At 41.6% G+C, this 24,995-nt stretch carries 25 protein-coding genes and 2 pseudogenes; 22 read left to right on the top strand and 5 right to left on the bottom strand.

Translation table 11 applies throughout. The features are described 5' to 3' along the window. Positions 1–410: 410 nt before the first annotated feature. The 5 genes from OCV77_RS06980 to OCV77_RS06960 all read left to right on the top strand — a co-directional run bounded on the left by OCV77_RS06980 (position 411) and on the right by OCV77_RS06960 (position 10,169). Complete coding sequence (locus OCV77_RS06980; protein WP_331488800.1) at positions 411–602, top strand: helix-turn-helix domain-containing protein; 192 nt, start codon at positions 411–413, stop codon at positions 600–602. A 37-nt stretch (positions 603–639) separates the two neighbouring features. Next, complete coding sequence (locus OCV77_RS06975; protein WP_262574257.1) at positions 640–3,405, top strand: type I restriction-modification system subunit M; 2,766 nt, start codon at positions 640–642, stop codon at positions 3,403–3,405. Beyond that, entirely contained in the window at positions 3,402–4,613 is a 1,212-nt protein-coding gene (locus OCV77_RS06970; RefSeq protein ID WP_262574255.1) for a restriction endonuclease subunit S, read from the top strand. The genes OCV77_RS06975 and OCV77_RS06970 overlap by 4 nt, the downstream gene beginning before the upstream one ends. Before the next feature lie 15 nt (positions 4,614–4,628). Beyond that, positions 4,629–8,621, top strand: coding sequence for a type I restriction endonuclease subunit R, EcoR124 family (locus OCV77_RS06965; RefSeq protein WP_262574253.1), 3,993 nt, complete (start codon positions 4,629–4,631; stop codon positions 8,619–8,621). Positions 8,622–9,044: 423 nt separating this feature from the next. Next, entirely contained in the window at positions 9,045–10,169 is a 1,125-nt protein-coding gene (locus OCV77_RS06960; protein ID WP_262574251.1) for a DUF2971 domain-containing protein, read from the top strand. Between the two features lie 90 nt (positions 10,170–10,259). On the opposite strand, the gene OCV77_RS06955 is transcribed toward OCV77_RS06960, so the two are convergent. Continuing rightward, positions 10,260–11,072, bottom strand: a complete 813-nt coding sequence (locus OCV77_RS06955) for a helix-turn-helix domain-containing protein (protein WP_262574249.1) — start codon at positions 11,070–11,072, stop codon at positions 10,260–10,262. A gap of 240 nt (positions 11,073–11,312) precedes the next feature. Here OCV77_RS06955 and OCV77_RS06950 point away from each other — a divergent pair, with 240 nt between their 5' ends. From OCV77_RS06950 to OCV77_RS06910, 10 genes and pseudogenes are all read left to right on the top strand, one after another. Beyond that, positions 11,313–11,459, top strand: coding sequence for a hypothetical protein (locus OCV77_RS06950; protein ID WP_262574247.1), 147 nt, complete (start codon positions 11,313–11,315; stop codon positions 11,457–11,459). A 98-nt stretch (positions 11,460–11,557) separates the two neighbouring features. After that, positions 11,558–11,965 (top strand): replication initiator protein A, encoded by a 408-nt coding sequence (locus tag OCV77_RS06945; RefSeq protein WP_262574245.1) that lies wholly within the window; start codon positions 11,558–11,560, stop codon positions 11,963–11,965. Continuing rightward, positions 11,946–12,176, top strand: coding sequence for a hypothetical protein (locus OCV77_RS06940; protein WP_262574244.1), 231 nt, complete (start codon positions 11,946–11,948; stop codon positions 12,174–12,176). Before OCV77_RS06945 ends, OCV77_RS06940 begins: the two co-directional genes overlap by 20 nt. Positions 12,177–12,254: 78 nt before the next feature. After that, the gene (locus OCV77_RS06935; RefSeq protein WP_118097008.1) at positions 12,255–12,533 is read left to right on the top strand and encodes a helix-turn-helix domain-containing protein; all 279 of its coding nucleotides are present in this window, start codon (positions 12,255–12,257) and stop codon (positions 12,531–12,533) included. Positions 12,534–12,614: 81 nt separating this feature from the next. Beyond that, the gene (locus OCV77_RS06930; protein ID WP_262574242.1) at positions 12,615–13,664 is read left to right on the top strand and encodes an ORF6N domain-containing protein; all 1,050 of its coding nucleotides are present in this window, start codon (positions 12,615–12,617) and stop codon (positions 13,662–13,664) included. A 66-nt stretch (positions 13,665–13,730) separates the two neighbouring features. After that, positions 13,731–14,351 (top strand): hypothetical protein, encoded by a 621-nt coding sequence (locus OCV77_RS06925; RefSeq protein ID WP_262574241.1) that lies wholly within the window; start codon positions 13,731–13,733, stop codon positions 14,349–14,351. Positions 14,352–14,374: 23 nt separating this feature from the next. After that, complete coding sequence (locus OCV77_RS06920) at positions 14,375–15,232, top strand: hypothetical protein (RefSeq protein WP_262574240.1); 858 nt, start codon at positions 14,375–14,377, stop codon at positions 15,230–15,232. Beyond that, positions 15,229–15,807, top strand: coding sequence for a hypothetical protein (locus OCV77_RS06915; RefSeq protein WP_262574239.1), 579 nt, complete (start codon positions 15,229–15,231; stop codon positions 15,805–15,807). Before OCV77_RS06920 ends, OCV77_RS06915 begins: the two co-directional genes overlap by 4 nt. 133 nt (positions 15,808–15,940) lie before the next feature. After that, positions 15,941–16,216: pseudogene (locus OCV77_RS16810) on the top strand (AAA family ATPase); the annotation flags it as partial. Next, a complete protein-coding gene (locus OCV77_RS06910; RefSeq protein ID WP_262574238.1) occupies positions 16,185–16,517 on the top strand; it encodes a DUF4143 domain-containing protein in 333 nt (110 codons plus the stop codon). The pseudogene OCV77_RS16810 and the gene OCV77_RS06910, both read left to right, overlap by 32 nt. Before the next feature lie 8 nt (positions 16,518–16,525). Here OCV77_RS06910 and OCV77_RS16805 read toward each other — a convergent pair whose 3' ends face one another. Both OCV77_RS16805 and OCV77_RS06900 read right to left on the bottom strand, forming a co-directional pair. After that, entirely contained in the window at positions 16,526–16,669 is a 144-nt protein-coding gene (locus tag OCV77_RS16805; RefSeq protein ID WP_262574237.1) for an ATP-binding protein, read from the bottom strand. 65 nt (positions 16,670–16,734) lie between these two features. Then, on the bottom strand, positions 16,735–17,925 hold the full coding sequence (locus OCV77_RS06900) for an MFS transporter (RefSeq protein ID WP_262574236.1): 1,191 nt from the start codon (positions 17,923–17,925) through the stop codon (positions 16,735–16,737). A gap of 128 nt (positions 17,926–18,053) precedes the next feature. Between OCV77_RS06900 and OCV77_RS16800 the strand changes: the two are divergent. Together OCV77_RS16800 and OCV77_RS06895 are read left to right on the top strand one after the other, a co-directional pair. Further along, positions 18,054–18,260: pseudogene (locus OCV77_RS16800) on the top strand (AraC family ligand binding domain-containing protein); the annotation flags it as partial. A gap of 66 nt (positions 18,261–18,326) precedes the next feature. Further along, on the top strand, positions 18,327–18,860 hold the full coding sequence (locus OCV77_RS06895) for a helix-turn-helix domain-containing protein (protein ID WP_262574235.1): 534 nt from the start codon (positions 18,327–18,329) through the stop codon (positions 18,858–18,860). 44 nt (positions 18,861–18,904) lie between these two features. Here the strand turns inward: OCV77_RS06895 and OCV77_RS06890 are convergent, their stop codons facing one another. Beyond that, a complete protein-coding gene (locus OCV77_RS06890; protein ID WP_262574234.1) occupies positions 18,905–19,312 on the bottom strand; it encodes an SseB family protein in 408 nt (135 codons plus the stop codon). Further along, positions 19,309–19,902 (bottom strand): alpha/beta hydrolase, encoded by a 594-nt coding sequence (locus OCV77_RS06885; protein WP_262574233.1) that lies wholly within the window; start codon positions 19,900–19,902, stop codon positions 19,309–19,311. Before OCV77_RS06885 ends, OCV77_RS06890 begins: the two co-directional genes overlap by 4 nt. 157 nt (positions 19,903–20,059) lie before the next feature. Here OCV77_RS06885 and OCV77_RS06880 point away from each other — a divergent pair, with 157 nt between their 5' ends. The 5 genes from OCV77_RS06880 (at position 20,060) to OCV77_RS06860 (ending at position 24,986) form a co-directional block, all read left to right on the top strand. Continuing rightward, entirely contained in the window at positions 20,060–20,833 is a 774-nt protein-coding gene (locus OCV77_RS06880; RefSeq protein ID WP_262574232.1) for a TatD family hydrolase, read from the top strand. Positions 20,834–20,889: 56 nt separating this feature from the next. Continuing rightward, positions 20,890–22,230 (top strand): NCS2 family permease, encoded by a 1,341-nt coding sequence (locus OCV77_RS06875; RefSeq protein ID WP_262574231.1) that lies wholly within the window; start codon positions 20,890–20,892, stop codon positions 22,228–22,230. Between the two features lie 32 nt (positions 22,231–22,262). Continuing rightward, positions 22,263–23,429 carry a M20 metallopeptidase family protein gene (locus OCV77_RS06870; RefSeq protein ID WP_262574222.1) on the top strand — a complete coding sequence of 389 codons (1,167 nt, stop codon included), beginning with the start codon at positions 22,263–22,265 and terminating at the stop codon, positions 23,427–23,429. Positions 23,430–23,532: 103 nt separating this feature from the next. After that, positions 23,533–24,096, top strand: a complete 564-nt coding sequence (locus tag OCV77_RS06865; RefSeq protein WP_262574220.1) for a zinc-ribbon domain-containing protein — start codon at positions 23,533–23,535, stop codon at positions 24,094–24,096. 23 nt (positions 24,097–24,119) lie between these two features. Further along, on the top strand, positions 24,120–24,986 hold the full coding sequence (locus tag OCV77_RS06860) for a putative manganese transporter (RefSeq protein ID WP_262574218.1): 867 nt from the start codon (positions 24,120–24,122) through the stop codon (positions 24,984–24,986). Positions 24,987–24,995: the final 9 nt, after the last annotated feature.

Genomic DNA, 24,995 nt, shown 5'->3' with positions numbered 1-24,995 from the left:
CAGAGGAAGTTATCACCTTTTATGAAAAATGCGGTATAAGCTACAATATAAAAGCAAAAACATAAACATAAACGAAAGAACGAGGTAAATAACTGTGGCATTATTACAAGATTTAATAAAATAAATTGATGATGAGACGGTTAGACAGCGAATTACGATGGAGGTGGGAAGCTTACCGAGCAGAAAAAGTTCGATCTGGTCTTTGAGGAGCATCTGCTGGAATTCATTTTTGAAGTCTGTGAAAGTGACTCTAACTACTGGAAAATCAAGGTATGAAACAAGAAAACTGTGCTTTGAAATGTAACCACGCAAACAGATATAAAATATTATAAACCATTGAAAAATGACAACAGCTAAGGTACAATTGAATATGGACAATTATGCCTTATAGGAGCGAGGAGACTATGACTGTGAATGTAAAAGAAGAAAACTGGGTAGGTACAAGAGAAGCAGCAGAATTCCTGGGTGTTAAGCCAGCCACAATTCGCGACTGGATTCGTAAGGGCAAAGATATTCCAAGAATGAAGATTGGCAAAGCGTGGAAATTCAAGTATTCAGAACTTGAGGAATGGGCACGTAGTGGTAGAGCGGCCGATAAATAATGCTTATAAAGTATACGCACTACAGGAGGAAAACATAATGAATAAACATCAACTTGCATCAACGATTTGGGAATCAGCTAATCAGATGCGGTCAAAGATAGAGGCTAATGAGTATAAGGATTTCATCCTTGGATTCATCTTCTACAAATATTTGTCGGAACGTGAGCTGGATTTGTTCCACAAGGAAAAACTTAGTGAAGATGAAATCAAGAAGGTTGCCGAAAAGGACGTCAAGTATGCGAAGCACGTGCGGGAGACACTTGGGTATTTCATTGCCTATGACAATCTGTTCTCAACATGGTTGGCAAAGGGAAATGATTTTGACGTGAAGGATGTCAGGGATGCACTGTCCGACTTCGATCAAAATATCGATGAGGTTTACAAGAAGGTATTTGAGAAAATCTTCAATACTCTTCAGACTGGGTTGTCGAAGCTGGGAGAGACTTCCGGCTCGCAGACAAAGGCGGTGAAGAAGCTGCTGAAGCTTATCAAGAAGATCCCGATGGATGGCAAGCAGGATTACGATGTTCTTGGCTTCATCTATGAGTATCTGATCAGCAATTTTGCAGCAAATGCTGGAAAGAAAGCGGGAGAGTTCTATACACCGCATGAGGTATCTGTGCTGATGTCCGAGATTGTTGCAGAGCACCTTAAAGATAGGAAGCAGATCAAAATATATGATCCTACATCTGGTTCTGGGTCGCTATTAATAAACATCGGCAGATCGGCTGCAAAATATATTAGCGGTGATGGAAAGATTGATTATTACGCGCAGGAACTGAAAGAGAATACATTTAACCTGACCAGGATGAATTTAGTCATGAGAGGAATCAAGCCTGCCAATATCAATGTGAGAAACGGAGATACGCTGGAGGACGACTGGCCTTTCTTTGAAGAGAACAAGAAAGAGACTACTTATAAGCTTGTGAGGGTGGATGCCGTGGTCAGCAATCCCCCATATTCCCAGAAGTGGGATCCGAAGGACAAAGAGTTCGATCCAAGGTATAAGGATTTCGGCGTTGCGCCAAAGGCCAAGGCGGATTTTGCATTCTTGCTCCATGATCTCTATCATCTTGAAGATGACGGTATCATGACCATCGTCCTTCCTCATGGTGTGCTTTTTCGTGGCGGTGAAGAGGCAAAAATCCGCGAGAACCTGATCGAGAAAAACCGTATTGATGCAATTATCGGATTACCGGAGAACATATTTTTTGGAACCAATATTGCGACAATCATTATGGTCTTGAAAAAAAATAGACCGAGTTCGGACGTTCTTATCATTGATGCGTCCAAGGGTTTTGAAAAATCCGGGAAGAATAACAAGCTTAGGGCTTCTGATATTAAGAAGATAGTAGATACCGTAAAATACAGAACGGAGATTGATAAATATTCCGTATTGGTTTCAAAAGAAACTGTAAAGGAAAATGAGTATAACCTAAATATCACCAGGTATGTTGATTCTACGGATGATCCGGAGAAATGGGATATCCGCGCAACGATGTTTGGTGGTATTCCGGTAAGTGAGGTCGATGCATTTGAGAAATACTGGGAGGCGTTTCCAGGACTTAGAGATGCATTGTTTAAAGAGGTGTCTGCGGGATATCTTCAGCCAAGGACAAAGGATATCAAGGGTACAATAGACTCTTTTGAGTCAGTTGAAGCATACAGGGTTACATTTACAAAAGCATTCGCCGGCTTTTATGAGACGCTTAAGGATGACTTGATCGACGGCATACTGGATGTTTCAGTTGAACAGGAGAAAGAAAAGATTACTGAGGATATTTTTGGCAGGATTGATCGGGTTAAGTTGGCGGATCGATATGTTGCCTATCAGGTATTTGCGAAATACTGGGATATTATCTCTGCAGATATAGAGATGCTTCAGACAGAAGGGTTCCAGGTCATTACTCAGGTAGACCCGAATATGGTTATCAAGAAAAATAACAAAAATGATGACGATGATGAAGTGACGGAAGTACAGGATGGATGGAAGGGGCATATCTTACCATTTGAACTTGTACAAGAAATGCTCATGCCAAATGAGGTTGAAGAAATACGGGTTCTGGAAGAACGCTTGTCAGAGATTGCCGGGGAGTATACGGAGATTATTGATTCCCTCGATGAGGATGAAAAACAGGGCAGTTTTTTAAATGACAGTAATGATGCGTTTGTTTCCAAGGAACTGAAAGCAGCCTGTGATGAAATATTGCAGGATGTGGAGAGTGCGGAGATTAATGATTTGAACAAGTATATGACCATGCCGAAAAAAGAGCAATTGGCATTTATCAAAACCTGCACGGATGTGGACTGGGATGTGATCGATAAGAACAAGGATGGATCTTGCAAGAAGCCATCGTTAACAAGTCGAATACAGCAACTGAAGATGGAGTACGAGTTTCCAGAGGATTCGTATGAAAGGAAGCTGTTATCTGCCTTGCGGTTATCAGATGAAGAAAGTACGGCCAGAAGGAGTGTGAAGCAGAAGAAGGAAGCGCTTCATATCAAGACAAAAAAGGTTATCGAAGATCTCTCCGAAGATGAGGCTTTGCAAATTGTAGAACAGAAATGGATTGCACCATTTGTTAGTGCTCTGGATAATATTTCTTCCGCAATTATTACTGATGTGATAAATAAAATGGATTATCTTGCACTAAAGTATTCTACAACCATGCATGATATTCAGAGTGAAAAAACGGATGTTAAATCAAGTTTATCTGAGATGATTGGAATGTTAAGTGCAGACGGTTCGGATTCTGAAGGTTTAATGGAATTTCAAAAAATATTGGGAGGATATGTCCGATGAAAAAAAAATATGCTCCTGAGATTAGAATGAACGGTTTTGATGTGGACTGGGAGAAGAAAAAACTATCCGCTGTGGTTGATGTTTATGATGGTGTACATCAAACACCCAAATATACCAATAAAGGAATTATGTTTTTGTCTGTGGAGAATATAGCAACCCTGACATCGCAAAAGTATATTTCGGAAGAGGCATTCGCAAGGGATTACAAAATATACCCGGAACGCGGGGATGTTTTTATGACAAGAATCGGAGATGTAGGAACTACAAATGTTGTAGAGACATCAGAGAAAATAGCTTTCTATGTGAGTTTGGCATTGCTAAAACCAAGGAAGGTAGATTCTTACTTTTTAAGCAATGTTATTCAATCGCCTTTATTCAAAAGGGAATTAAGAGAAAGAACATTAGTAACGGCTGTTCCACAAAAAATCAACAAGGATGAAATAGGAAAAGTCGATATAGTGATGCCGGATTCTATAGATGAACAGGTGCAAATTGGATTATATTTTAAGAAAATCAATAATCTTATAATGATACATCAGCGAGAACTTCAAAGACTGGTTTGCCTTAGGAAAGCTATGATAGAGAAAATGTTTCCATATGATGGAGCGGATGTTCCGGCTGTTAGATTCGGACAGTATAAGAAGCCGTGGAGACTCTGCCACTTTTCTGAAATATTCACGGAACGACATATCATTGACACGATATCCGATGAGTACCCACAGCTGGCATTTACGATTGAGGAAGGCGTAATCAGGCCGGAGGATAAGAAGACCAATAAGCGTGACTTCCTGATTATTGATAAGGCGACAAAGAAGTATCTGCAGACGGAGTATGATGACATCATCTATAATCCAGCTAATGTGATTTATGGAGCGATTCACCGGAATGCTTTGGGCAGGGGCTGCGTATCTCCGATATATAAGATCTTTTACACAGACCAGGATTCGACTTTTATGGAATGTATCGTGAGACATCCACGCTTCATTAAGGAAATATCCAGAAGCATGGAGGGCACAGTCAAGAAGCTCAGGACATTGAAACCGAAGGCGTTTCTGGAAATGAGTGCCTATATTGCGCCTACGATAGAAGAACAGAGACAAATTGGTGAATACTTCCGACAGATGGATCGGCTCATAGAAATTGAGAAGGAAGAGTTGGAGAAGATAAAACATATAAAAAGTGCGTGCTTGGAGAAAATGTTTGTATAAAGGGAGGTGCCGGACGTGATTTTTGATAAAGAGAGCGATTTTGAAGAAGCCGTCATAGGCGTCTTGATAGAGCGTGGCTGGGAACCGGAAGTAATCCGTCATCCATCGGAGGCGGATCTGCTTAAAAACTGGGCGGATATTCTGTTCAACAATAATAGGCAGAGAAACTGCTTGAATGAATGCCCGTTGACGGATGGCGAGATGCAGCAGATTATGGAGCAGATCATCAATTTGCGTACTCCGTTGAAGCTGAATAGTTTTATCAATGGTCGGAGCGTGTCTATTATCAGAGACAATCTGGATGATGAGCTGCACTTTGGGAAGGAAGTCAGTCTGAAGATATATGACCGTCAGGAAATTGCCTACGGCGAAAGTAGATACCAGATTGTACAGCAGCCACATTTCAACACGAAGTCTCCGATATTGAATGATAGACGAGGGGATCTAATGCTCTTGATCAACGGTATGCCAGTCATTCATCTCGAACTAAAGAGAAGCAGTATTCCTGTGAGTGATGCGTATAACCAGATCATAAAGTATTCGCACGAGGGTGTGTTCCGGGGCATTTTTTCTCTGATTCAGGTATTTGTTGCGATGGAGCCAGAAGAGGCTGTATATTTCGCAAATCCGGGAGAGGATGGTATTTTTAATCCGGCGTTCTTTTTTCATTGGGCAGACTTTGACAACGTGCCAATCAATGAATGGGACAAGGTTACGGCAGGGCTTCTGAATATTCCTATGGCACATATGCTGATCGGCTTTTATACGATTGCTGATACAGATGATAATCTGCTTAAGGTTATGAGGAGTTATCAGTATTATGCTGCAATCGGTATCGCTGATCGGGTGACGAAGAGAAACTGGAAAGAGGACACGTCGGAGACACAGCGGGGCGGTCATGTATGGCATACAACAGGTAGCGGAAAGACGATGACAAGTTTCAAATCTGCTCAGTTGATTGCCAGTTCCCATGATGCGGATAAAGTTATATTCCTTGTGGACAGGAAAGAACTGGGTATCCAGTCGCTCAAAGAGTACCGATCATTTGCTACAGAAACCGAGAGCGTACAAGCTACGGAGAATACAGATATTCTGATATCAAAGCTAAAAAGCGATGATCATGATAATACGCTTATTGTTACATCCATCCAAAAACTCAGCAATATTTCAGAGGATATGGAGGGATTAAAGGATGCAGATCTTAAAAAGATCAGATCTAAGAGGCTGGTCATAATCATTGACGAATGTCACCGATCTACTTTCGGTGACATGTTAACGACGATAAAGGATACTTTCAAACATGCTATTATTTTTGGATTCACTGGTACGCCGATTCAGGACGTCAATATCAAAAAAGACAGCACGACCACGACCATATTCGGCAGCGAAATCCATAGATATACACTTGCGGATGGCATCCGAGATAAGAATGTCCTTGGCTTTGATCCTTATATGGTCAAGATATATGACGATGATGAGCTCCGCCAGAAGGTGGCCTTGGAAAAAGCTAAAGCTGATACAGTAGAAGACGTTATGAAGGATGAAAAGAAAAAGAAGGTCTTCTACAAATGGATGGACTCCTCCCAGGTGAAAATATATGGGAAGAAGGTTGGTGATAAGTGGATAAAAGGCATAGAGGATTTCATCCCGAATGAGCAGTACCAGACGGATGAGTACGTCATGGGGGTTATTTCGGATATTAAGAAGAAATGGCTTATATACAGTCGTGGTGGTAAGTTCCATGCGATATTTGCGACATCCAGTATTCCAGAAGCGGTACGATATTGGCGGCTTATGAAAAAAGAAATGCCTGAGCTTATGATAACGGCAATGTTTGATCCTACTATCGATAACGAAAGCGGTACCGGATCTTTGGATAAGGAAGACGGTATCGTGGATATGTTGGAAGATTATCGGGATCGATTGGGCCAGACATTTACAATACCGACGTATGACAAGTTCAGGAAGGATGTGAGCCTGAGACTTGCACATAAGAAACCGTATGAAAGATTGGAGCCGAATCAGCAAATAGATATTTTAATCGTTGTAAATCAGATGCTGACCGGTTTTGATTCAAAGTGGGTAAATACTATTTATCTGGATAAGGTGATGGAGTTTGAAAACTTAATCCAGGCATTTTCGAGAACCAATCGACTGTTCAACGAATCAGAGAAGCCTTTTGGTATCATAAAATATTATCGAAGGCCGAATACGATGGAGAAAAACATCGAAGCGGCAGTAGAGGCTTATTCCGGCAATGTCCCTACAGGGTTATTCGTGGACAAGTTGCCGAGGAATTTGCGTAATCTTAATAGGACATTTGAAGAGATTAAGGAAATATTTGATGCTGGTGCCATTAATAACTTTGAGAAGCTACCAGAGGAACAGTCTGAGAAACGGAAGTTTGCCAAGGCGTTCAATCAATTCGACACCTATCTTCAAGCAGCTAAGATACAGGGCTTCAACTGGAAACAACGAGTGTATTCTGCTGAAGACGGAACGGATATCGAGATGCTATTCAATGAAATGACGTATCTGATTCTGTTAGCAAGATATAAGGAGATGGCAGGAGGTGGTGGCGGAGGTCACGGCGGGGATGTTCCGTATGATGTAAAAATTCATATCACGGAGTATGACACGACAAAGATTGACGCCGAGTACATGAATACTCGTTTTGAAAAGTTCCTCAAGCTGATTCAGGGCGAGTATGATCAAGAAACACTGGACAAGACGTTGACTGATTTGCATAAGTCGTTTTCCATGTTGTCAGCAGAGGAACAAAAGTATGCAAAGGTTTTCCTTCATGATGTGCAAGCTGGTAATGCAAGAATCATTCCGGGTAAGTCTTTCCGCGAGTATATATCTGACCTGATGAAGGGGGCTGAAAACGCAAGGATCAAGCGGGTGGTTCGCAGACTGGGATGCTATGAGAGGCTCTTGCGCGAAATGCTGGCAAAGAAAGTCACGAAGGAAACCATAGAGGCACATGGTAAATTTGATGAACTGAAGGCGAGCGTGGATAATAGTAAGGCAACAGAATTTTTTGCTGTTGTGGAGCATCAGAATTTCCGCCAGTCAAGGCTTGCAATGTTAGTGGATGCTTATCTGCGGTATTTTCTTCTTTCGGGCGGGCAGGATCCATATCCTGAGAATGAATTTGACAGGAAGCATAAGACGAAAGTCGAAACGGTATCTATGGACACCGACAGCAATTCGAAGCCGGTGGGAGTTGTGCTGACAGATGAAGTGATGGAAGGGAAAACTATCACAACATCCGTCAAAAAGGCAAAACTCAAAGAATGGTATTCGGAGAGCAAGGCCCTTGCCAGCATGGTGGATACCGATTGTTTCGCATATGTGGATAATAAGCTCTGTGTTTATGATAAGAAATATTTGGAACGAGATGACGAGGGAAAATTGTTTTTTACGGAATATGCCAAAGCACATGAGGAAGAATGCTTCCTGCAGTTTGTAATGGATAAAGAGACGGGGGAGCTCCACTATATTACCCTGCCGAGCTCTATGGCAAGCAAGACCTTCAATTATTATGATGAGCTTTCGGCATTGTCGGATGATGAGAAATTGAGCCTTGGTCTTGTGAACGAGATTGCGCGAGAGATGCTTGCTGCGATAAATGGCATGGAATTCGGAGAAGCACTTGCGACGTTGATGGATAAGAAGATTTGTAATGTATCGTTTCGAACGCTTAAGTCGGTAACCGGACTTGATAATACGACTGTCAGCAATATGAAGAAAGGAAAGAATCTCACAAAAGAGAATGTCGTTTCCTGTTGCTTGGGAATTCATATTCCGTTCAGGTTAAGCAATAGATTGTTGCAGTTAGCGGAGAGACCATTGGACTTGACGCTTCCGGGAGCTAAGGGTGAAGAGAATACCATATATGACCAAATACTGCATCTGTATTGGGCAGAGGATTATTCTGATACTTATGCGGAATTGGTGGCGATTCATTATGAACATTTGATACATCAACCACCCATCAAATAATGATAATAGATAAGAACAAAAGTAGACTGGAGAAATCCGGTCTATTTTTGTTCTTAAAATTTTTTTGTAGAACTTTCTTCAACAGTTTAATGCCAATTTATAGGGCTTTGCGTAGTAATTAGATTCCGCAGAGCCTTTTTACATCATTTTTCCGTAGACCTTTCTACAACGGGCAAAAAAGCAAATGTGGTAACTTTTAAATGTAATCAATAAAACAAATCTCGTTTAGTCCGAATAGCGCTATAAGGACGATGGGATGCATAAGAGTTCCAAACACAGCAATAACAGCTGTGTTTGAAGCGAAGATGCACCCACCGTTGCTTTTGTGCGCCTATTTCGGCAAATCAGAGCCTGTGGTTCATCTTCAACCACAGGCTCTTTTTGTGTCCCACCGTCCTCCACTCGGACGGAAAGGATACTGCAATGAAGAACAATGAAACAAAGAAGCGCAAGAGTGGGTTTAATCCTAACCGTGGCTGTTATTTTACAGCAGATGGAAAATATTACTGCTACGAACGCTGGGACGATGAGAAGAAGTGCATCGTTCATCATAAACTAGAGGTCGGTAAAGACCTTTCACTTGAACCGACCATCATGCTTGATGTGTACGACCATGAAATGGATTTACAAGATCGATATGAGGATGAACAGCTCAATCCATTGTTTGATACAAAAGTAGTAAATTACAAGGCAAACAATTCTATGGGAAGAGATGACTATAGGGAAGAACGAGTGAAAAGGGCGGTAAAAAAGTATGGAAAAACACTATGGCATTATACAGATATAAATGCATTATGTGGGATTATTGGCAAGAAAGAGATTTGGCTTGGCAGTGCAGAACATATGAATGATCGAGAAGAATTAATAGGGTTTATAAACGATCTGGAAAAAGAGGTATATGCATGCATTGATTCAGCTAATAAGGAAAAAGCCAATGATGTTTTTGGGCAAATCAAAGATAGATTGCAAAAAGAATATCCATATATATTTTGCGTATCCAAAGCACATAATGATGCAGCACAATGGGACAGGTATGCATGTGGTGGACAAGGAGTAGCGATTGTATTTAATACAGCAACGTTATTTAAGCTTATTTTTTACAATCAGATCATTATGAATGAAGAATATTATGGTTATTGTGCCAAGCAACATAAAATGGAAGAACTGTTACGAGATTATATTCAATATGATAAGATGGACGATTTTTCAAATTTAAACGATTTGATTGATAATTTGTTGTTATGTGCAATGCTTCATAAGCATGAAAGTTTTTCGACGGAGCAAGAAATAAGGATTTCTCCACTTTTTGTTAATGAAAATGATAAGCATCTTCAATGTAAAATACTTAATACTATTAGACAGGTCTATATTTTGAATTTAACAGAATTGTGTGAAAAAGAAGGAATAGACTTTGAAGATTTATTCGACTCTATCGTTATTGGACCTACATCAAAACAAACCGTAAGAGATTTGCAGTTTTATTGTAAAAATAACGGGTTGCTAAAACTTGCAAACAAAGTGAAGAAATCAGATTGTCCATTAAGATAAGGGCAAATAAGATGTGCATATATTTAAGAATCATAGAAAACAAGGCAGATTACCTAATTGAGGTGAAATGCCTTGTTTTTGGTAAGTAGTTTATAACTTGGGATTCCTTCGCCTCAGCTTCCGATGTTCTTTTGCAGGTTTAGACCGGGAAAATATTTCTTTTAATGTCTGCTTTTCTTCCACAGAAAGCTGGGTGATTTTCATTTCCAAATTTTTGCAGAACAAAAGGAGTAGTCCGTTAATATAAGCATCATTAGAGGCTTCGGGAGTATCCTCTGTAGAAATCTGAGTTGGAGAAGTAAAATCATCAATGATATTTTTGACCATGCTTTGATAGTCAATATCACTGGCAGTGTTGCTGTCTTTCATATGGGTATTTCTCAGGTCAGAGACGATTGGCTTTAAATCTTCCAACAGGATGTTTATGTAATACTGTTCTGTCTCTATGTGAGAAGTATCAAATATTTTTGTAAAAGCATCGGTGGAGTCGGCACCGAGTTCGTTCAGTTTATATCTCATCACATCAAGAAAAGTATTTGCTATCTGAATGCCTTTATCATTAAATCCATCAATATAGATTTCCAGGTCAGTCATGAATTTGTGGAAGTTTTCATGAGAGAGTAATTCTGATAATAACCGTGGATTATATTTTTCATCAGTCAGTATTTGGACTGCATCATCATTGAGATGCAGTTCGGATACTGACTTATTTGTATGTTCACGTAGTTCAGTTCGGCAAAGAAGATAATCGGTGCTTACATGATAGAAATCTGCAAGTGTCAGTAGATTGCCAAGTGACATATCTACATTTTCATCTTTCTCATAGTTGCCAAGTGTGGAACTCGGGATGCCGGTAGCATCAGACAATTCCTGCAATGACATTCTTTTTTCAGCGACTCTCAAATCTTTCAGTCATTCTGGTATGGTAAGCCTTGTGTGCATAGTATATTCCTCGTTTCAAAGATATAGATAGATTACCATGATATTAGTAAAGAATAAAGTGAATTCTAATTCATGTCTTATCCAGAATATTGGAAAAAATCATAAAGAGGATATTTTTCCAGCATCTTGGATATACCGGATTCGTATAAAAATTTTGAGAAAATAGTTTCATACAATGAATCGGAAAGGAGTACAAAAATTATGGAATGTTATAAATGTATCAGTATGAAAAAAGCCGGAAGGCGCAGCTCCATGAAAAGTCGTTTTCATGGTTTTGGGGGATTGGGGGCGGACACCAACAAGCTAAAAAGGCATTTTGTACGTACAAATGCACTGCTTGCCAATTAGCAATATTTATGTTGCGAGAGTTGAATCTTATGCAAGAATTGGGCACAAAAGGCTGTTAATGACGAAAGAAACTCAAAGTATATGGAGAATCAGGAAAAATGGAAAATACAAAATATGATGATAAGTTTTACAGATTACCGAAACGATTATTTAAAGAGGAGCAATTTAGAAGTATGACGAATGAGGCAAAGGCACTTTATATGATTTTGTTGGATCGGCGCTGCTTATCAGAGTGTAATGGTGATGTGTGGCGAGATGTATATGGAGCTACATTTATCATTTTTACAATCAAAGAAATGATGAGGCTGTTGCATCTGGGAAATAAGAAGATTAACAAGATGCTGAAGGAACTGGAGGCACATAATCTGATTTATCGAAGCCATCAGGGATTAGGAAGGCCGAATAAGATATATGTGCATGACTTGTTGAAAGCAGATAACGATAATTGGCTGCCAAAGCAATTTAAGCACAGAAAGGGGCGGACAAATGAGAAAGAAATATTATGATGATGCAAAAGAGAATGCAGCATTTGAGAGATGTGTGGATGTTGTGACAGCGCTGATCTTAAAATATGGACCGGCAATAAAAAGAAAATGGATTTTGCGTGAGTGGATAAAGAATATACAGGCTGACTGCTTTTGGAGAAGTTTAGACTGTAAACGATATCAGCGGTATTTCGATTGTATGAAAGCTATTGTAAAAAATGACACAACATGACATAATCGGATTGACTAAAGTAACATAGATATTTACAATATAGACAAAACGAAAATGACATGAACGGAGAACAGGGGAATGGAGAAAACGGTAACACTTGAAGAGGCATTAAAAAGAATTGAGGAGTTGGAAAAAGAGAATGCAGAACTTCGGGAGGAATTGGAGTATTACAGAAATCGTAAATTAAGCGGTCGTCAGAAACATAACGCCAAGTGGATGGCAATTTATAATGATTTTGTTGTTGGGTATGAGAGCGGCATGACAATGGTAGAAATTGCGAAGCGGAACAATGTCAGTGAGCGGACGATTTATAGGTATAAAGCGTATTATGACAAAATGAAGAAAAAAGAGGAATAGACCATTTTACTGACGTTAGTAAAATGGCCATATGAGAATTGCGGACGATTTTTTTGACCGCAAAATGGATGGAGGAGTTCTATGGCAGAAGATAAAAAGAAAGAAATCAATGTTACAGTAATAGAAGTAACAGAAGAATATCTAAAAGAAAAACTGTATAAAATTAGGGGTAAAAGGGTATTGCTTGATGCTGATTTAGCAGAGATATATGGCTATGATACGAAGGGATTTAATAGACAGGTAAAAAATAATATTGAAAAATTTGATGAAGATTTTATGTTTGAATTGACAGATGAGGAATTAGAAGATTTGCGGTACAAAAATTGTACCGCAAATATAAGTTCAAAAAGTCGTTATAATCCTCATGTATTTACAGAGCAAGGATTATATATGCTGATGACTGTCTTGAAAGGACCGTTGGCTGTTAAGCAGAGCAAGGCATTAATAAGAACCTTTAAGAAAATGAAAGATTACATATTAGAAAATCGTGATCTTATCGGTCAGCGGGAAATACTTCAGTTAAGCATGGAAACTGCTAACAACAGAATAGAAATTAACAAAATCAACTCAGATATGATATCTCTTGAAAAGCAGATTTCAGATGTTGCAGAAGGCTTGAAGGATGTTGTGACAAAATCTGAGTTGGCTGATATGATGAACAGCTTTGTTTCAGATGATGATGAAAAGTGGCTTATGTTTAATGCAAAATTCAGTAGTGCAGATGAGGTATATGAATCCATTTATAAGCAGGCAAAGTCGTCAATATATGTCGTTGACAATTATATTGGATTAAGAACGCTGGTACATCTTAAAAATTCTCCTACAGGAGTAAATATTACTTTATTCAGCGATAATGTTGGGAATAATAAACTTCATAATATAGAATTTACGGATTTTTGCAAGGAATATCCATCCGTAAAAATATCAATGAAAAAGACAGGTGGTATATTCCATGATCGTTTTATCGTATTAGATTATGGAACTGCTAATGAAAGGATTTTCTTATGTGGGGCTTCATCAAAGGATGCAGGGGCTAGAATAACCAGTATTGTTGAAGATTATGGAATATCTAAATATGCTCCGGTTATTGCCACACTGTTGAAAAATCCAACTTTGATTTTACCACACTAGAGGAGTGAATGTATTGAAAAAGAGTACAAAATCTTTTTTGCATTTCGGAATTATGGCGGAGTACCTATGGATCCGAAAGAACTGGTTGGCATGGTCGGACTGGTAGCGGCATTGATTCTGTTTACGGTGTTTAGTAAGGGAAGAGAGGCCAGAGTTCGAAAAAAGATTCTTAAGAGTATCAGCGAAGAAGAAAAGAAGAAACCAGAAGACTCCATAAAACCGGTGTTCTTTGAAACGATTGACGGACAGGAGCTCCCAGTACAGCTGGGATTCTACTCTCCGGGGCGTATCGTAAAGATTGCGATGATCCTCCTGTTGGTAAATGCTTCTACTTGTATTCTGGCATGGATCCTCACTGCATTTAAGTGTATGGGTTCCGGTGACTGGACTCTGTTCCAGCAGCTGGATTATAGTTACAATATCATCTGGCTGTGTCTGGCACTTCCGATTTCTATGGCAGGATTCGTGGTGTTTGGACGAATTGAGGTTTATGATTCACCTGTGATCTTTCAGCTTCTGGAAAATGGAAATCGAAAACGTATCCACCTAAAGAAAAAGAACAGGAAAACTTTACATATGCGTTGGAAGAATGTCAGGGAGACGATGGGAAACTGGGCGTTGCCGTTATTCATTGTATTACCATTGTATGCCATCACTGTTTATATGATCATGAATCCCTGGCCATAAAGCGATCAGAAGAGCAGTGATGTATGATCTGGAAAGAAAGGGGTGGGAAGATGAAGAAAACCCAGAAACCAGGAAAAAAAACAAGTGCCGTTATCGTGATATTGCTCGGCTTACTTTGTGCGGTCTCTACAGTGAAATCGTGTGCTGCAAAGCGTGCGGCTGTTCAGGACAAAGTGGATGATGTGGTATATGTAGGACAGGGCAGCTATGATCCGGCAAATGATGGAAAGATCGTGATTGTCTGTGGAAAACTGAAGGTTCTGGAACCGGCTTATGATGATGAACTGGGACTCACAATCTATGCCCCACGTGCCATGCGAAGCGCAAAAAAAATGAAGCTGAAAGAATGGAACGGTCCTATGACAGAGGAAAATATGGAATGGGATTCCGATCTGGGAGGTCTTGGAATATTCCTGGGCAAAGCAGATGTGGGAATTTATCATCTGTCGGACGAGTTTCTCGAGAATCTTATGCTGGGAAGAGAATACGAATTTGATGAGGAGATGCTGGAAGAGGCAGGGCTCACCATTCTCACAGACCGGAAATACCGTGGTGAAAAATTTATCGGAACTCAGCGGATGGGCAGAGGAGTCTTCGAGGAAGGCGATCGGCGTTATCAGTATTCCGTTCCTCATCAGAGTGATGGGGATATGGTGACAGTAATCGGCCTTCAGGAGCAGGGAACTCTGACACATGTAAAAGGGGCGACACCCAATATGTTAAGCGGAGAACTGGATAAAAAAACCGCGCTTAAAAAAAGTGGAATGTCTTCCGGTGGAATAAGTATTTTCAGAGTCGTAGTAACAATTTTACTGCTTTTGACAGGCATTCGGATGCTCATGAAGAAGCGTGACCAAAAAGAAGATGGAAGTGGCTTATGAAAAAGGGAAAGAAAGGCTGGATATTGCTTATGGCATTTACTATGTGGACGGCGTTGATCACAGGCTGCGGAAAGTGGACTGGAAATAAGCCGGATAAAATGCCGGAAGACGCGATGGTGGGAGCAGACACAGAGAGCACGGAGAATCAGGAAAACAGTCAGAGCACACCGCTTCCGGATATTCAGGAACTGACATATTATGTGCATGGAACGATGGTGGAACCGATCTGGAGCATAAGCTTGATCCGGCAGGAGGAAGGAGCGCTCGTACGGGTGGAGCCATGGGATGGAGAAGAAGAGGAGTTTTTTGATTATCCGGTGGCTGCAGAGACCCTTGATAAAGCACGTACGATTCTGGAGAATTATAACGTTGCGTCCTGGGCAGGTTTTCGCGGAGAGGATCCCAATGCACTAGATGGCTATAGCATGAGATTTCAGGCGGAATTTGTGGATGGAAGCAGGATAGAAGCGTTCGGTGAAAACAACTTCCCTAAAAATTTCAATGAGGTTTTCTCGGAACTGGATGACCTGACGGTTGAGGCGAAGGACGCATTTTATGAGGAACAGTCCTCGTAGACCAGGTTCCGGGGGTGATCCGATACCGAAAATCAGGAGATAGTCCAATATGGCATCACTTCCAACAGCTACAAACTTGGAAGGTTAATAGTGGATTTGGACATAAATGATCGATTAGTATAAAAATACGGTTTACGTAAATTTTGAAACTGATGAAAAAATCGGTAAATATTTTAAAGCAGATATTCATGCAGATCATATCATATCTGTTTTGGAAAAATATTATCAGGTAAAGATCGTACCGGAAAATACACTTATTATTTTTGATGAGATACAGATGTGTGAAAGAGCTTTGACTTCTCTGAAATATTTTTCAGAAGAAGCACCGGAATATCATGTAATGGCAGCTGGCAGCTTGCCCCGAGTGGCAGTAAACCGTGAAAAATATTCATTTCCGGTGGAAAAGTAAGGAAACAGAACATTTTCGTGGTATATTGACAGAAAATTATGTTGCAATTGCATTGAAAACCAATGGTTATGATCTTCATTATTGGGAATCAGATAATACTGCAGAAGTAGATTTTCTGATCCAGAAAGACAGTCATGTTATTCCTGTAGAGTGCAAAGCTGGAAGCCATGTGAAGGCCAAAAGTATGATGGTTTATATGGAAAAATACGAACCTGCGTATGCAATCAGGATTTCCACCAGGAACTATGGAATGATAAAGGGGATAAAGTCAGTGCCGTTATATAGTGTATTTTGCATCTGAGGATTTGGTCAACCATAAGATTTATATGTAAGCCTATCAACGATTGCACTTGTAATGGCGGCATCTCCAAAAATCTCGTCCAATCTCTCGAATGTAAGGTTCGAAGTAATAATGGTTGATTTCTGGGATGCCCTTAGGGAAAGCAAGCTCATCGGCTATGATCAGATCGTATTTCTCAAAGCGTTTCTGATACGTGCAAAAATTAAAAAGTGGGCATTTATTTCTGCTTATCCGCGTTGTGATTCAGAATATTGAATAAAATTAACATAATACATAATATGACTGGGAACAGGAGCCCAACGCGCATGCCCACATGAATACTGCCTCCAAATATGTCTGCAACCTTTCCTACAATGGCAGGACCTATGCTTCCGCCAAGATCACCTGCCATTGCTAAAAGTGCAAACATTGCAGTTCCACCTGTTGGAAATGCCTTTGAAGAGATGCTGATTGTTCCCGGCCACATGATTCCGACAGAAAACCCACATACAATACATCCTGCAAGTCCGATCATCGGATTTTCTGAAAAAGATGCTAATACATAACAGATAAAGCATAAGATACCGGAACCAATCATAAATCTGTCCAGGTTCATTTTGTCACAGGCTTTTCCAAACAGCACTCGCGAAATTCCCATTGTCACAGCAAACATACAAGGCCCGGCAAGATCTCCAACGGTCTTTGAGAGGCCGAGTGCTGATTCTGCGTATGCAGATGCCCATTGTGCCATGGCAAGCTCGGATGCTCCGGAGCAGACCATCATCACAATGGCAATCAGGAACATGGGTTTTGAAAATAAATTCCTGATGCCCATTCCCTGCCCTTCCTCAACTAAGGATTCAATCGGGCAGGTTGCAAAATTGTAAATATTAACAGCAGGGATCAGCGCAAAAATAACAGCAAGCCATTTCCAACTGTCAATTCCAAACAGCAGAAAGAAAACTGTCGAAACAAGTATGGTTCCAACTGCTCCCCAGCAGTAAAAGGAATGTAGAAGACTCATAGTAGCCTCCTTGTTCTCAAATGGACATGCCTCCACAATGGGACTTCCTAAAACCTCGATCAGGCCGCTTCCGATTGCATATAAGATTACGCTTATAATAATACCGATAAATGGAGAAGGGAGTATTTCCGGTAAAAATGCCAGACCAATGAGTCCTGCAGCCGAACATACTTCAGAAGCAACAATACATACTCTGTATCCAATTCTGTCTACGTACCTGGCACAGAATAAATCTACCAAAAGCTGGGTAAAGAAAAAGAAGGTTGATATCAGGGCAATGTTTCCAAGTGAAATGTTGTAATCTGTATGAAATTTCAGAAATAGTAAAGGTGCAAAATTTGCAGCAACTGCCTGTGTGATAAATCCTAAATAACACGCTAATTTTGTCTTTTTATAATTCTTCATCGATTTTTCTCCTCGTAGCTCTTTGGTGTATTTATCTATTCAGCACCATTAAATAGTACTATATAATATTTTCACTTCTTTTTCACTGTATTATTTCGTCAATATACTGTAGAATATCATAAAACGGGTTGTGTGGAGGCTGTCATGTCACAGATAGAAAAGTTGATTTTAACTGTATTGACTGGCATTGGCATGCTGAATTTGAATTTGTATATATCGAAGCTGGTATGGTTCACTTTCATATAGGGGAAAAGAATTTTGATTTGTCTAAGGGACAGGGAATTTTTATCAATTCCAGGGTTCTTCATAAAATGCATTCCGAAAACAACGCTGCAATTCCTAATTTTCTCTTTCTTCCATCTCTGATTGCTCCGACAGAAAGCCTGATCTATCAGAAATTTGTGTTACCCTTTTTGAACGCATCTCTGGATTATTATATTTTTTCTTCTTCACAGGAGTGGCAGGAAGAAATACTGTCTGAGATGCAAAGGCTTATACAGCTCAGCAGATGTGAAATAAATGAACTTCAGATATCTGTTCAGATACAAAAGATATGGGAACACATAACGTCAAATGTTGTCTGCTGCCCGAAAATTCAAAGTACGAATTCATCATCACTTGCACGTTTACAAATGATGATGCAGTTCATTCACCTGAATTACACGGAAAGAATTTCCCTTTCAGATATTGCTAAAGCTGGTAATGTGAGTACCAGTACTGCCCTGAATTTATTTCGGAATGTGCTGAATACATCTCCGGTCAATTATCTGATATGCTACAGGCTAAAGGAAGCAGCATTACTTCTTAGTAATACAGAAAAGAAGGTAAGTGCTATTTCAATAGATACGGGCTTCAGTAATAAAGATTATTTCTGCAGATCATTTAAGCAGGTGTATTCCTTAACCCCTTCAGAGTACAGAAGGGCAAAGAAATGAATTGTCCATCAAAAAGTATCTGCGTTTATGAAAATATCCGATTTTCAGCCAATGATAATCCTAATCAGGCTCTTATCCAGCATCAGGGTGCGGTTCCAGGGATTCAGGATAACTCCTTTGATTTCTTCTGTTTTCAGGGCTGCTTCAAACAACTGTTGGATATCTGTGAGAAAGGTGGACATGACACTTCCACTTCCTTTTAATTCCTCGTCAAAGCTGGTGAAGGCGGCCCACCAGGTGGTGCCGTCCGGGGCTTTTACAGCCTGTATATTGATCTGGGTTCCGGCAGCGGCAGGTTCAACTGCCAGGATAAACTGCCCCTGTTCCTTCATTCGCCGTCTGATGATAGTCAGTGTGTGTGCCAGCAGCTCATCGCTGGGCTCCTGCTGAAGAGCAGCAATAGCAGTTTCTATTTTTTCATTTCCTTTTAAACGTTCATCCTGGTTTGTCATAAGTGATTTCCAATTCCTTTTCTGATAAATTCTTCTGTTTTCTGCATAACTTCTTTTATGATGTCCAGATTCCGGAACACATCACCAGTTTCCAGTGAGTGGTTTGCATTTTCATAGAGAAAAAACGGTATCTGATGTTCCTGGCATTGCTGCCGGATCACTGTGGTATTAACCCAGGGATCGGCAGTTCCTGTAAAGGCGATTCCATTCCGGGGATGAAAAGCAAAGGTTTCTGCAAGAGGTGTATACAGGATATGCCGGCAGGGGATGTTATGCTCGCTAGTATAACGGGCAGCGATGGCAGTACCAACACTCTTTGAGATAAAGAGGATTTCGTCACAGCAGGAAGCTACGCCTGACTGCTGTGAGAAAGCCGCTGTCTTGTCAAGTGCACTCTCTGCCTGCTCATACAGCTCCAGAAAAGCAGCTTTCATATTGATAGGATTTCCGAGGAGATCCCTGATCTGAGTTGTATAAGATAAGCTAATATGCTGTTCATAGCCACAGGCGGCAGCGATTTTTCTGGCATAGTACAGCAGTGGTTTGTCACAGTGGTAGCCGACACCGGGGAAGTAAACAGCCAGTTTCATATTTGAAGTCTCCCATCTGATTCTTTATGTTCTATTCTGATTTTGGACAATGTATTTTCTATTATATTACCATAATTAAATAAGTGTTGAAAGTACCTACAATTTTGCTATGATAAATAAGGAATTAGAGAATGATTATCCGATTATGGAGGAAATTATGTTAAAAGGAATCATTGATACTCACTGTCATATGGACGATCCCTGCTTTGCAGACAGACTGGATCAGGTGCTGGAAGAGCAGCAGGCAGCAGGTGTTGTGGCGATCATGAACTCAGGCTCAGAGCTTCCTTCAAGTCTCCGTTCCTGTGAGATGGCAGAGAAATATGACATGGTATATGCATCTGTTGGTATTTACCCTAATGAGACAGCGAGTCTTCCTGAAGATTATATTGAGACACTGCGAGGGTATGCGAAGCGCAGGAAGGTAGTGGCTATTGGCGAGATCGGAATGGACTACGGATATGAAGAGCATCCGGATCCGGCCATTCAGGAGAAATGTTTCAGAGAACAGCTTGTTCTGGCAGAAGAGCTGGATCTGCCGGTTGTGATCCACAACCGTGAGGCAGATGAAGACACACTGCGTATTCTGAAGGATTATCATATCAGAGGAGCAATCCATCGTATCTTTTCACCGATTGAATATGCAAGAGAATTTATCAAAATGGGAATCTATATGGGATTTGGTCCCCAGATCACTTACCCTGGAAGTGACTGTCTTGTGCAGCTTGCCAGAGAGTGCCCGAAGGAACTGATCCTCTTGGAAACGGATGCACCATTTTTACCAAACTATGGAATGGAGATGCCGGCGACACCGGATATGATCGCCAAAGTGGCAGAAACCATTTCAGAGATCAGAGGAGACATGACTCCTCAGGAGGTTGTGGATACCGCAAGGGAAAATGCAGCCAGACTTTATCACATTGCTTGCTGATCTCGGGATAAAACAAGGAGATTTGTGAGATAGACAAAATGAGAGAGGACAAAAACATGAAGAAAAAACTGGATGATTTTTTCAAAATCACAGAGCGTGGTTCATCTATCAGTACTGAGCTGATCGGTGGCGCAACAACCTTTGCAACAATGGCATATATCCTCGCATATATGACCTGGTCAATGTCAGCGATTCCCGGAATCAACCTGACGGGTGTACTGATCTGTACCGCACTTGTAACAGCAGCAGCCTGTCTGGCTATGGGATTGTATTCCAATACCCCGATCTGCCTTGCACCGGTACTTGTCATTCCCGGTCTGATCGCAGGATGGGTTGCAGATGGTACTGCTACCTATGCACAGGCATTTGGTATTGTAGCTATTTCAGGTATTGTATTTATTCTGGTTTCCTTATTTAACTTAAGAGAGCTTTTTGCAAGATGTCTGCCAAAGAACCTCAAGATCGGTCTGGCAGCTTCTGTAGGTTTCCTGATCGCCCGTGTAGGTATGAATTCCTGCGGTCTTTACGCAGCAACAGAATCAGGACTTACTTATGGCGATTATCATGCAAAGAGCACGATCCTTGGTGTGATCGGTATCGCAATCTGCTTTGTGCTTACTTATGTAAAGTTCAATATCAACGGACGTGAGTACAAGATCCGTGGTGCACTTCTGATCGGTATCATCCTGACCACTATTATCGGAATCCCCATGGGTGTTACTGTTCTTCCGGAATCTATTTTCACTATTGGTGGATTCAGTGCTATTAAAGATGTAGCATTCCAGGTAGATATTTTTGGTGCACTGAAGCTGAGCTTCGTACCGTTGATCATGATGCTTCTGATCAACGACTTCTTTGGAACCATGGGTTCCGGATTTGCGCTTGCCGGTAAGGCAAACCTGCTGGATGAGGATGGAAACTTCCCTGCATTTGGTCGTGTCTTCCTGGTAGACTCCTGCTCCACACTGGTAGGTTCTATTTTTGGTATTTCCACGGTAAGCTGTTTTGCAGAGTCAGCATCTGGTATTGAATCCGGAAGCCGTACAGGTTTGAGCAATGTAGCAACCTCTTTTCTGTTTCTGCTTTGCTGCTTCGTAAGCCCTCTGTTCCTGATGATCCCCGGCGCAGCAACCGGTGCAGCACTGGTAGTCGTTGGTATTTCCATGCTGGAGACTGTAAAGGATCTGGACTTTGAGCCGATTGAGTTCCTGCCAGTTGCAGCTATGTGGCTGACCACCGTATATATGTCAGATTATGTAGGCGGTATTGTGATTGGTATGTTCGTATATATGTTTATCAATATTTTCCGTGCCCTGTTTGAACGTGACAAGAAGTACATTCCGTCACTTCCTGTATGGGTCATGACAGCATTGATGAGCCTGTATTATATTTTCTAGGAAAAGGACAGAAACAGAAAATGGAAGTGTCTATGATAAAAAAGATCGTAGATGATGTCATGCCGCAGATGATCTCTGACAGGCGTCATCTTCATAAACATCCCGAACTGTCATTTGAGGAATATCAGACGACAGAATTTCTCTGCAGGGAACTGGAAGCGGCAGGGATAGAGGACATCAGAAGACCTGTGAAAACTGGTGTTGTGGCTGTTATCCACGGAGTATATCCGGGAAAGACGGTTGCTATCCGTGCCGATATTGATGCCCTTCCGATCCAGGAAAAAAATGAGCTGGAATTCTGCTCTGTCAATGATGGTGTCATGCATGCCTGCGGACATGATGGTCATGCGGCTATGCTGCTTGCGGCAGCCAGGATTTTTGAACAGCATAAGGACGAGCTGCATGGCAGTATCGTATGTATCTTCCAGCATGCAGAGGAAGTGCCGCCGGGAGGTGCACAGGAGCTGTATGAGGCAGGTGTTATGGAGGGTGTAGACGAGCTGTATGGACTGCATCTGTCTTCCAATTTCCCGACAGGGACTTATGGCGTCCGGGCAGGGGCTCTGACCTCAGCAACAGACCGTTTTGATATCCGTGTGATCGGCAAGGGAGGCCATTCCTCCATGCCGGAGCAGAGCATTGATCCGATCGTGACAGGAGCGGAGATCATTGTGGCACTGCAGTCCATTCTTTCCCGCAGGGTGGCAGCTTTCGAGCCGGCAGTGCTGTCAGTATGCCAGGTAAATGCAGGTGATGCCTACAATATCATACCTGGTGAAATGACACTGACCGGTTCTACCAGAACCTTTTCCGAAGAGATGCGTGGGAAAATGGAAGCCATGATCGAAGAGATCATCAGTGGCATCACGAAATCAGCGGGAGCTTCTTATGAGTTTAAGTTTGAAAGAGGCTATTCCAGCGTGATTAATGATAAGGAATTGACCGAAAATGTTGAGCAGCAGCTGAAGAAGCTGTGGGGTGAAGAGTCGATTCTGCACATCAATCCCATTATGCCGGGCGAAGATTTCTCTGCCCTGCAGAAGAACTGTCCGGCCTGCTTTGTAGAGATCGGAACAGCAGATGAAGAGAAGCACACCACATTTCCGCACCACAATCCTAACTACCGGATGGACGAGGAAGGGCTGCGCTATGGACTTTCCTATCTGCTGGCAACGATATTTGACCGTCTTCGGGCATAGAGGTTTTAATAGTAAAAATTTGCGCTCTCAGGTGTATCTGTGATATACTTGGGAGCGAACCTGTTTTTGGGAAACAGACAGGTGTAAAAAGGAGGAAGCAGGTATGGCTTTTTGTCAGAATTGCGGAGCAAAACTGGAAGAAGGAGTGAGGTTCTGTCCCAACTGTGGATCTGCAGTAGAAGGAAATACAGCAGGAAAAAATGGTACAGCCGGAGCAGACAGTACACGTACATCAGGTACACAGACCAGTGGATCCACAAACGAAAAGAAAAATTTTGAGGAAACGATCCAGGATCTGAATGATACCGAGGATACCACGGATCAGTTTGACCCGGAAGATATACAACAGAACAAGGTTATGGCAGTGCTTTCCTATATCGGGATTCTGGTGCTGGTACCGATCCTGGGGGCAAAGGATTCCAAATTTGCCAGATATCATGCAAATCAGGGACTGCTGCTTCTGATCGCTTCTGCAGCATACAATATCGCGCTCCGTATCGTGAATGCGATCCTGTATGCGATCAGCTGGAGACTTGCGTTTATCGGAACGATTCTCAGCGCAGTCAGCATTGCTTTCTTTGTATTGATGATCATTGGTATTGTAAATGCAGCAAATGGCAGGGCCAAGGAGCTGCCGGTCATTGGTAAATACAGACTGCTGAAATAGGAGTCTGTGAGTAAGGAGTTTTTATGTTATTAGATGTTATTGAAGATACACTTGTAGATGCGTTAAAGCTCCTGCCCTTTCTGTTCCTGACCTATCTGGCTATGGAATATATTGAACACAAGGCAGGAGATAAGGCGGAGGAGCTGGTAGAAAAGGCAGGCGGCTTTGGACCTCTGATCGGAAGCGTTCTTGGTATGGTGCCGCAATGCGGATTTTCCGCTGCGGCGTCTAATCTGTATGCAGGAAGGATCATTACGCTGGGAACCCTTATATCTATTTTTCTTTCCACATCAGATGAAATGCTTCCGGTATTTATTTCCAATCAGGTAGCTATCGGAACGATACTTAAGATCCTGTCTATTAAGGTTCTGATCGGTATGGCAGCCGGCTTTGTGATCGATCTTGTACTACAGAAGAAGCATAAGGAAACGGGAGAAACGGAGCACCTGAAGATTGATGAGATGTGCGATCACCAGCACTGTCATTGCGGGCAGGGAAATATCTGGAAGGCAGCCATTTCCCATACGCTGCAGATCCTGTTTTTCATCGTGGTTGTTTCTTTTATCCTGAATCTGCTGATCAGTTATATCGGGGAGGACAGTCTTTCAACGCTGCTCAGCAGCAGACCGGTGCTTGGCCCTGTGATCGCAGGTCTTGTGGGACTGATCCCAAACTGTGCGGCATCGGTGGTACTGACACAGTTGTATCTGGAAGGAATGATAAATGGCGGTGCCATGATGGCAGGACTTCTGGCAGGAGCCGGGGTAGGGCTTCTCGTGCTGTTCCGTGTTAATGAAAATGTTAAAGAGAATCTAAGAATTACGTTGCTGCTCTATATCATTGGAGTAGTATCAGGAATTCTGATAGAAACAGCCGGTCTTACCTTTTAAGACCGGCTG

The sequence above is a fragment of the Suilimivivens aceti genome (genome assembly GCF_025567405.1).
Lineage (GTDB): Bacteria > Bacillota > Clostridia > Lachnospirales > Lachnospiraceae > Suilimivivens > Suilimivivens aceti.
This window is presented reverse-complemented; position numbering and strand designations above follow the sequence as displayed.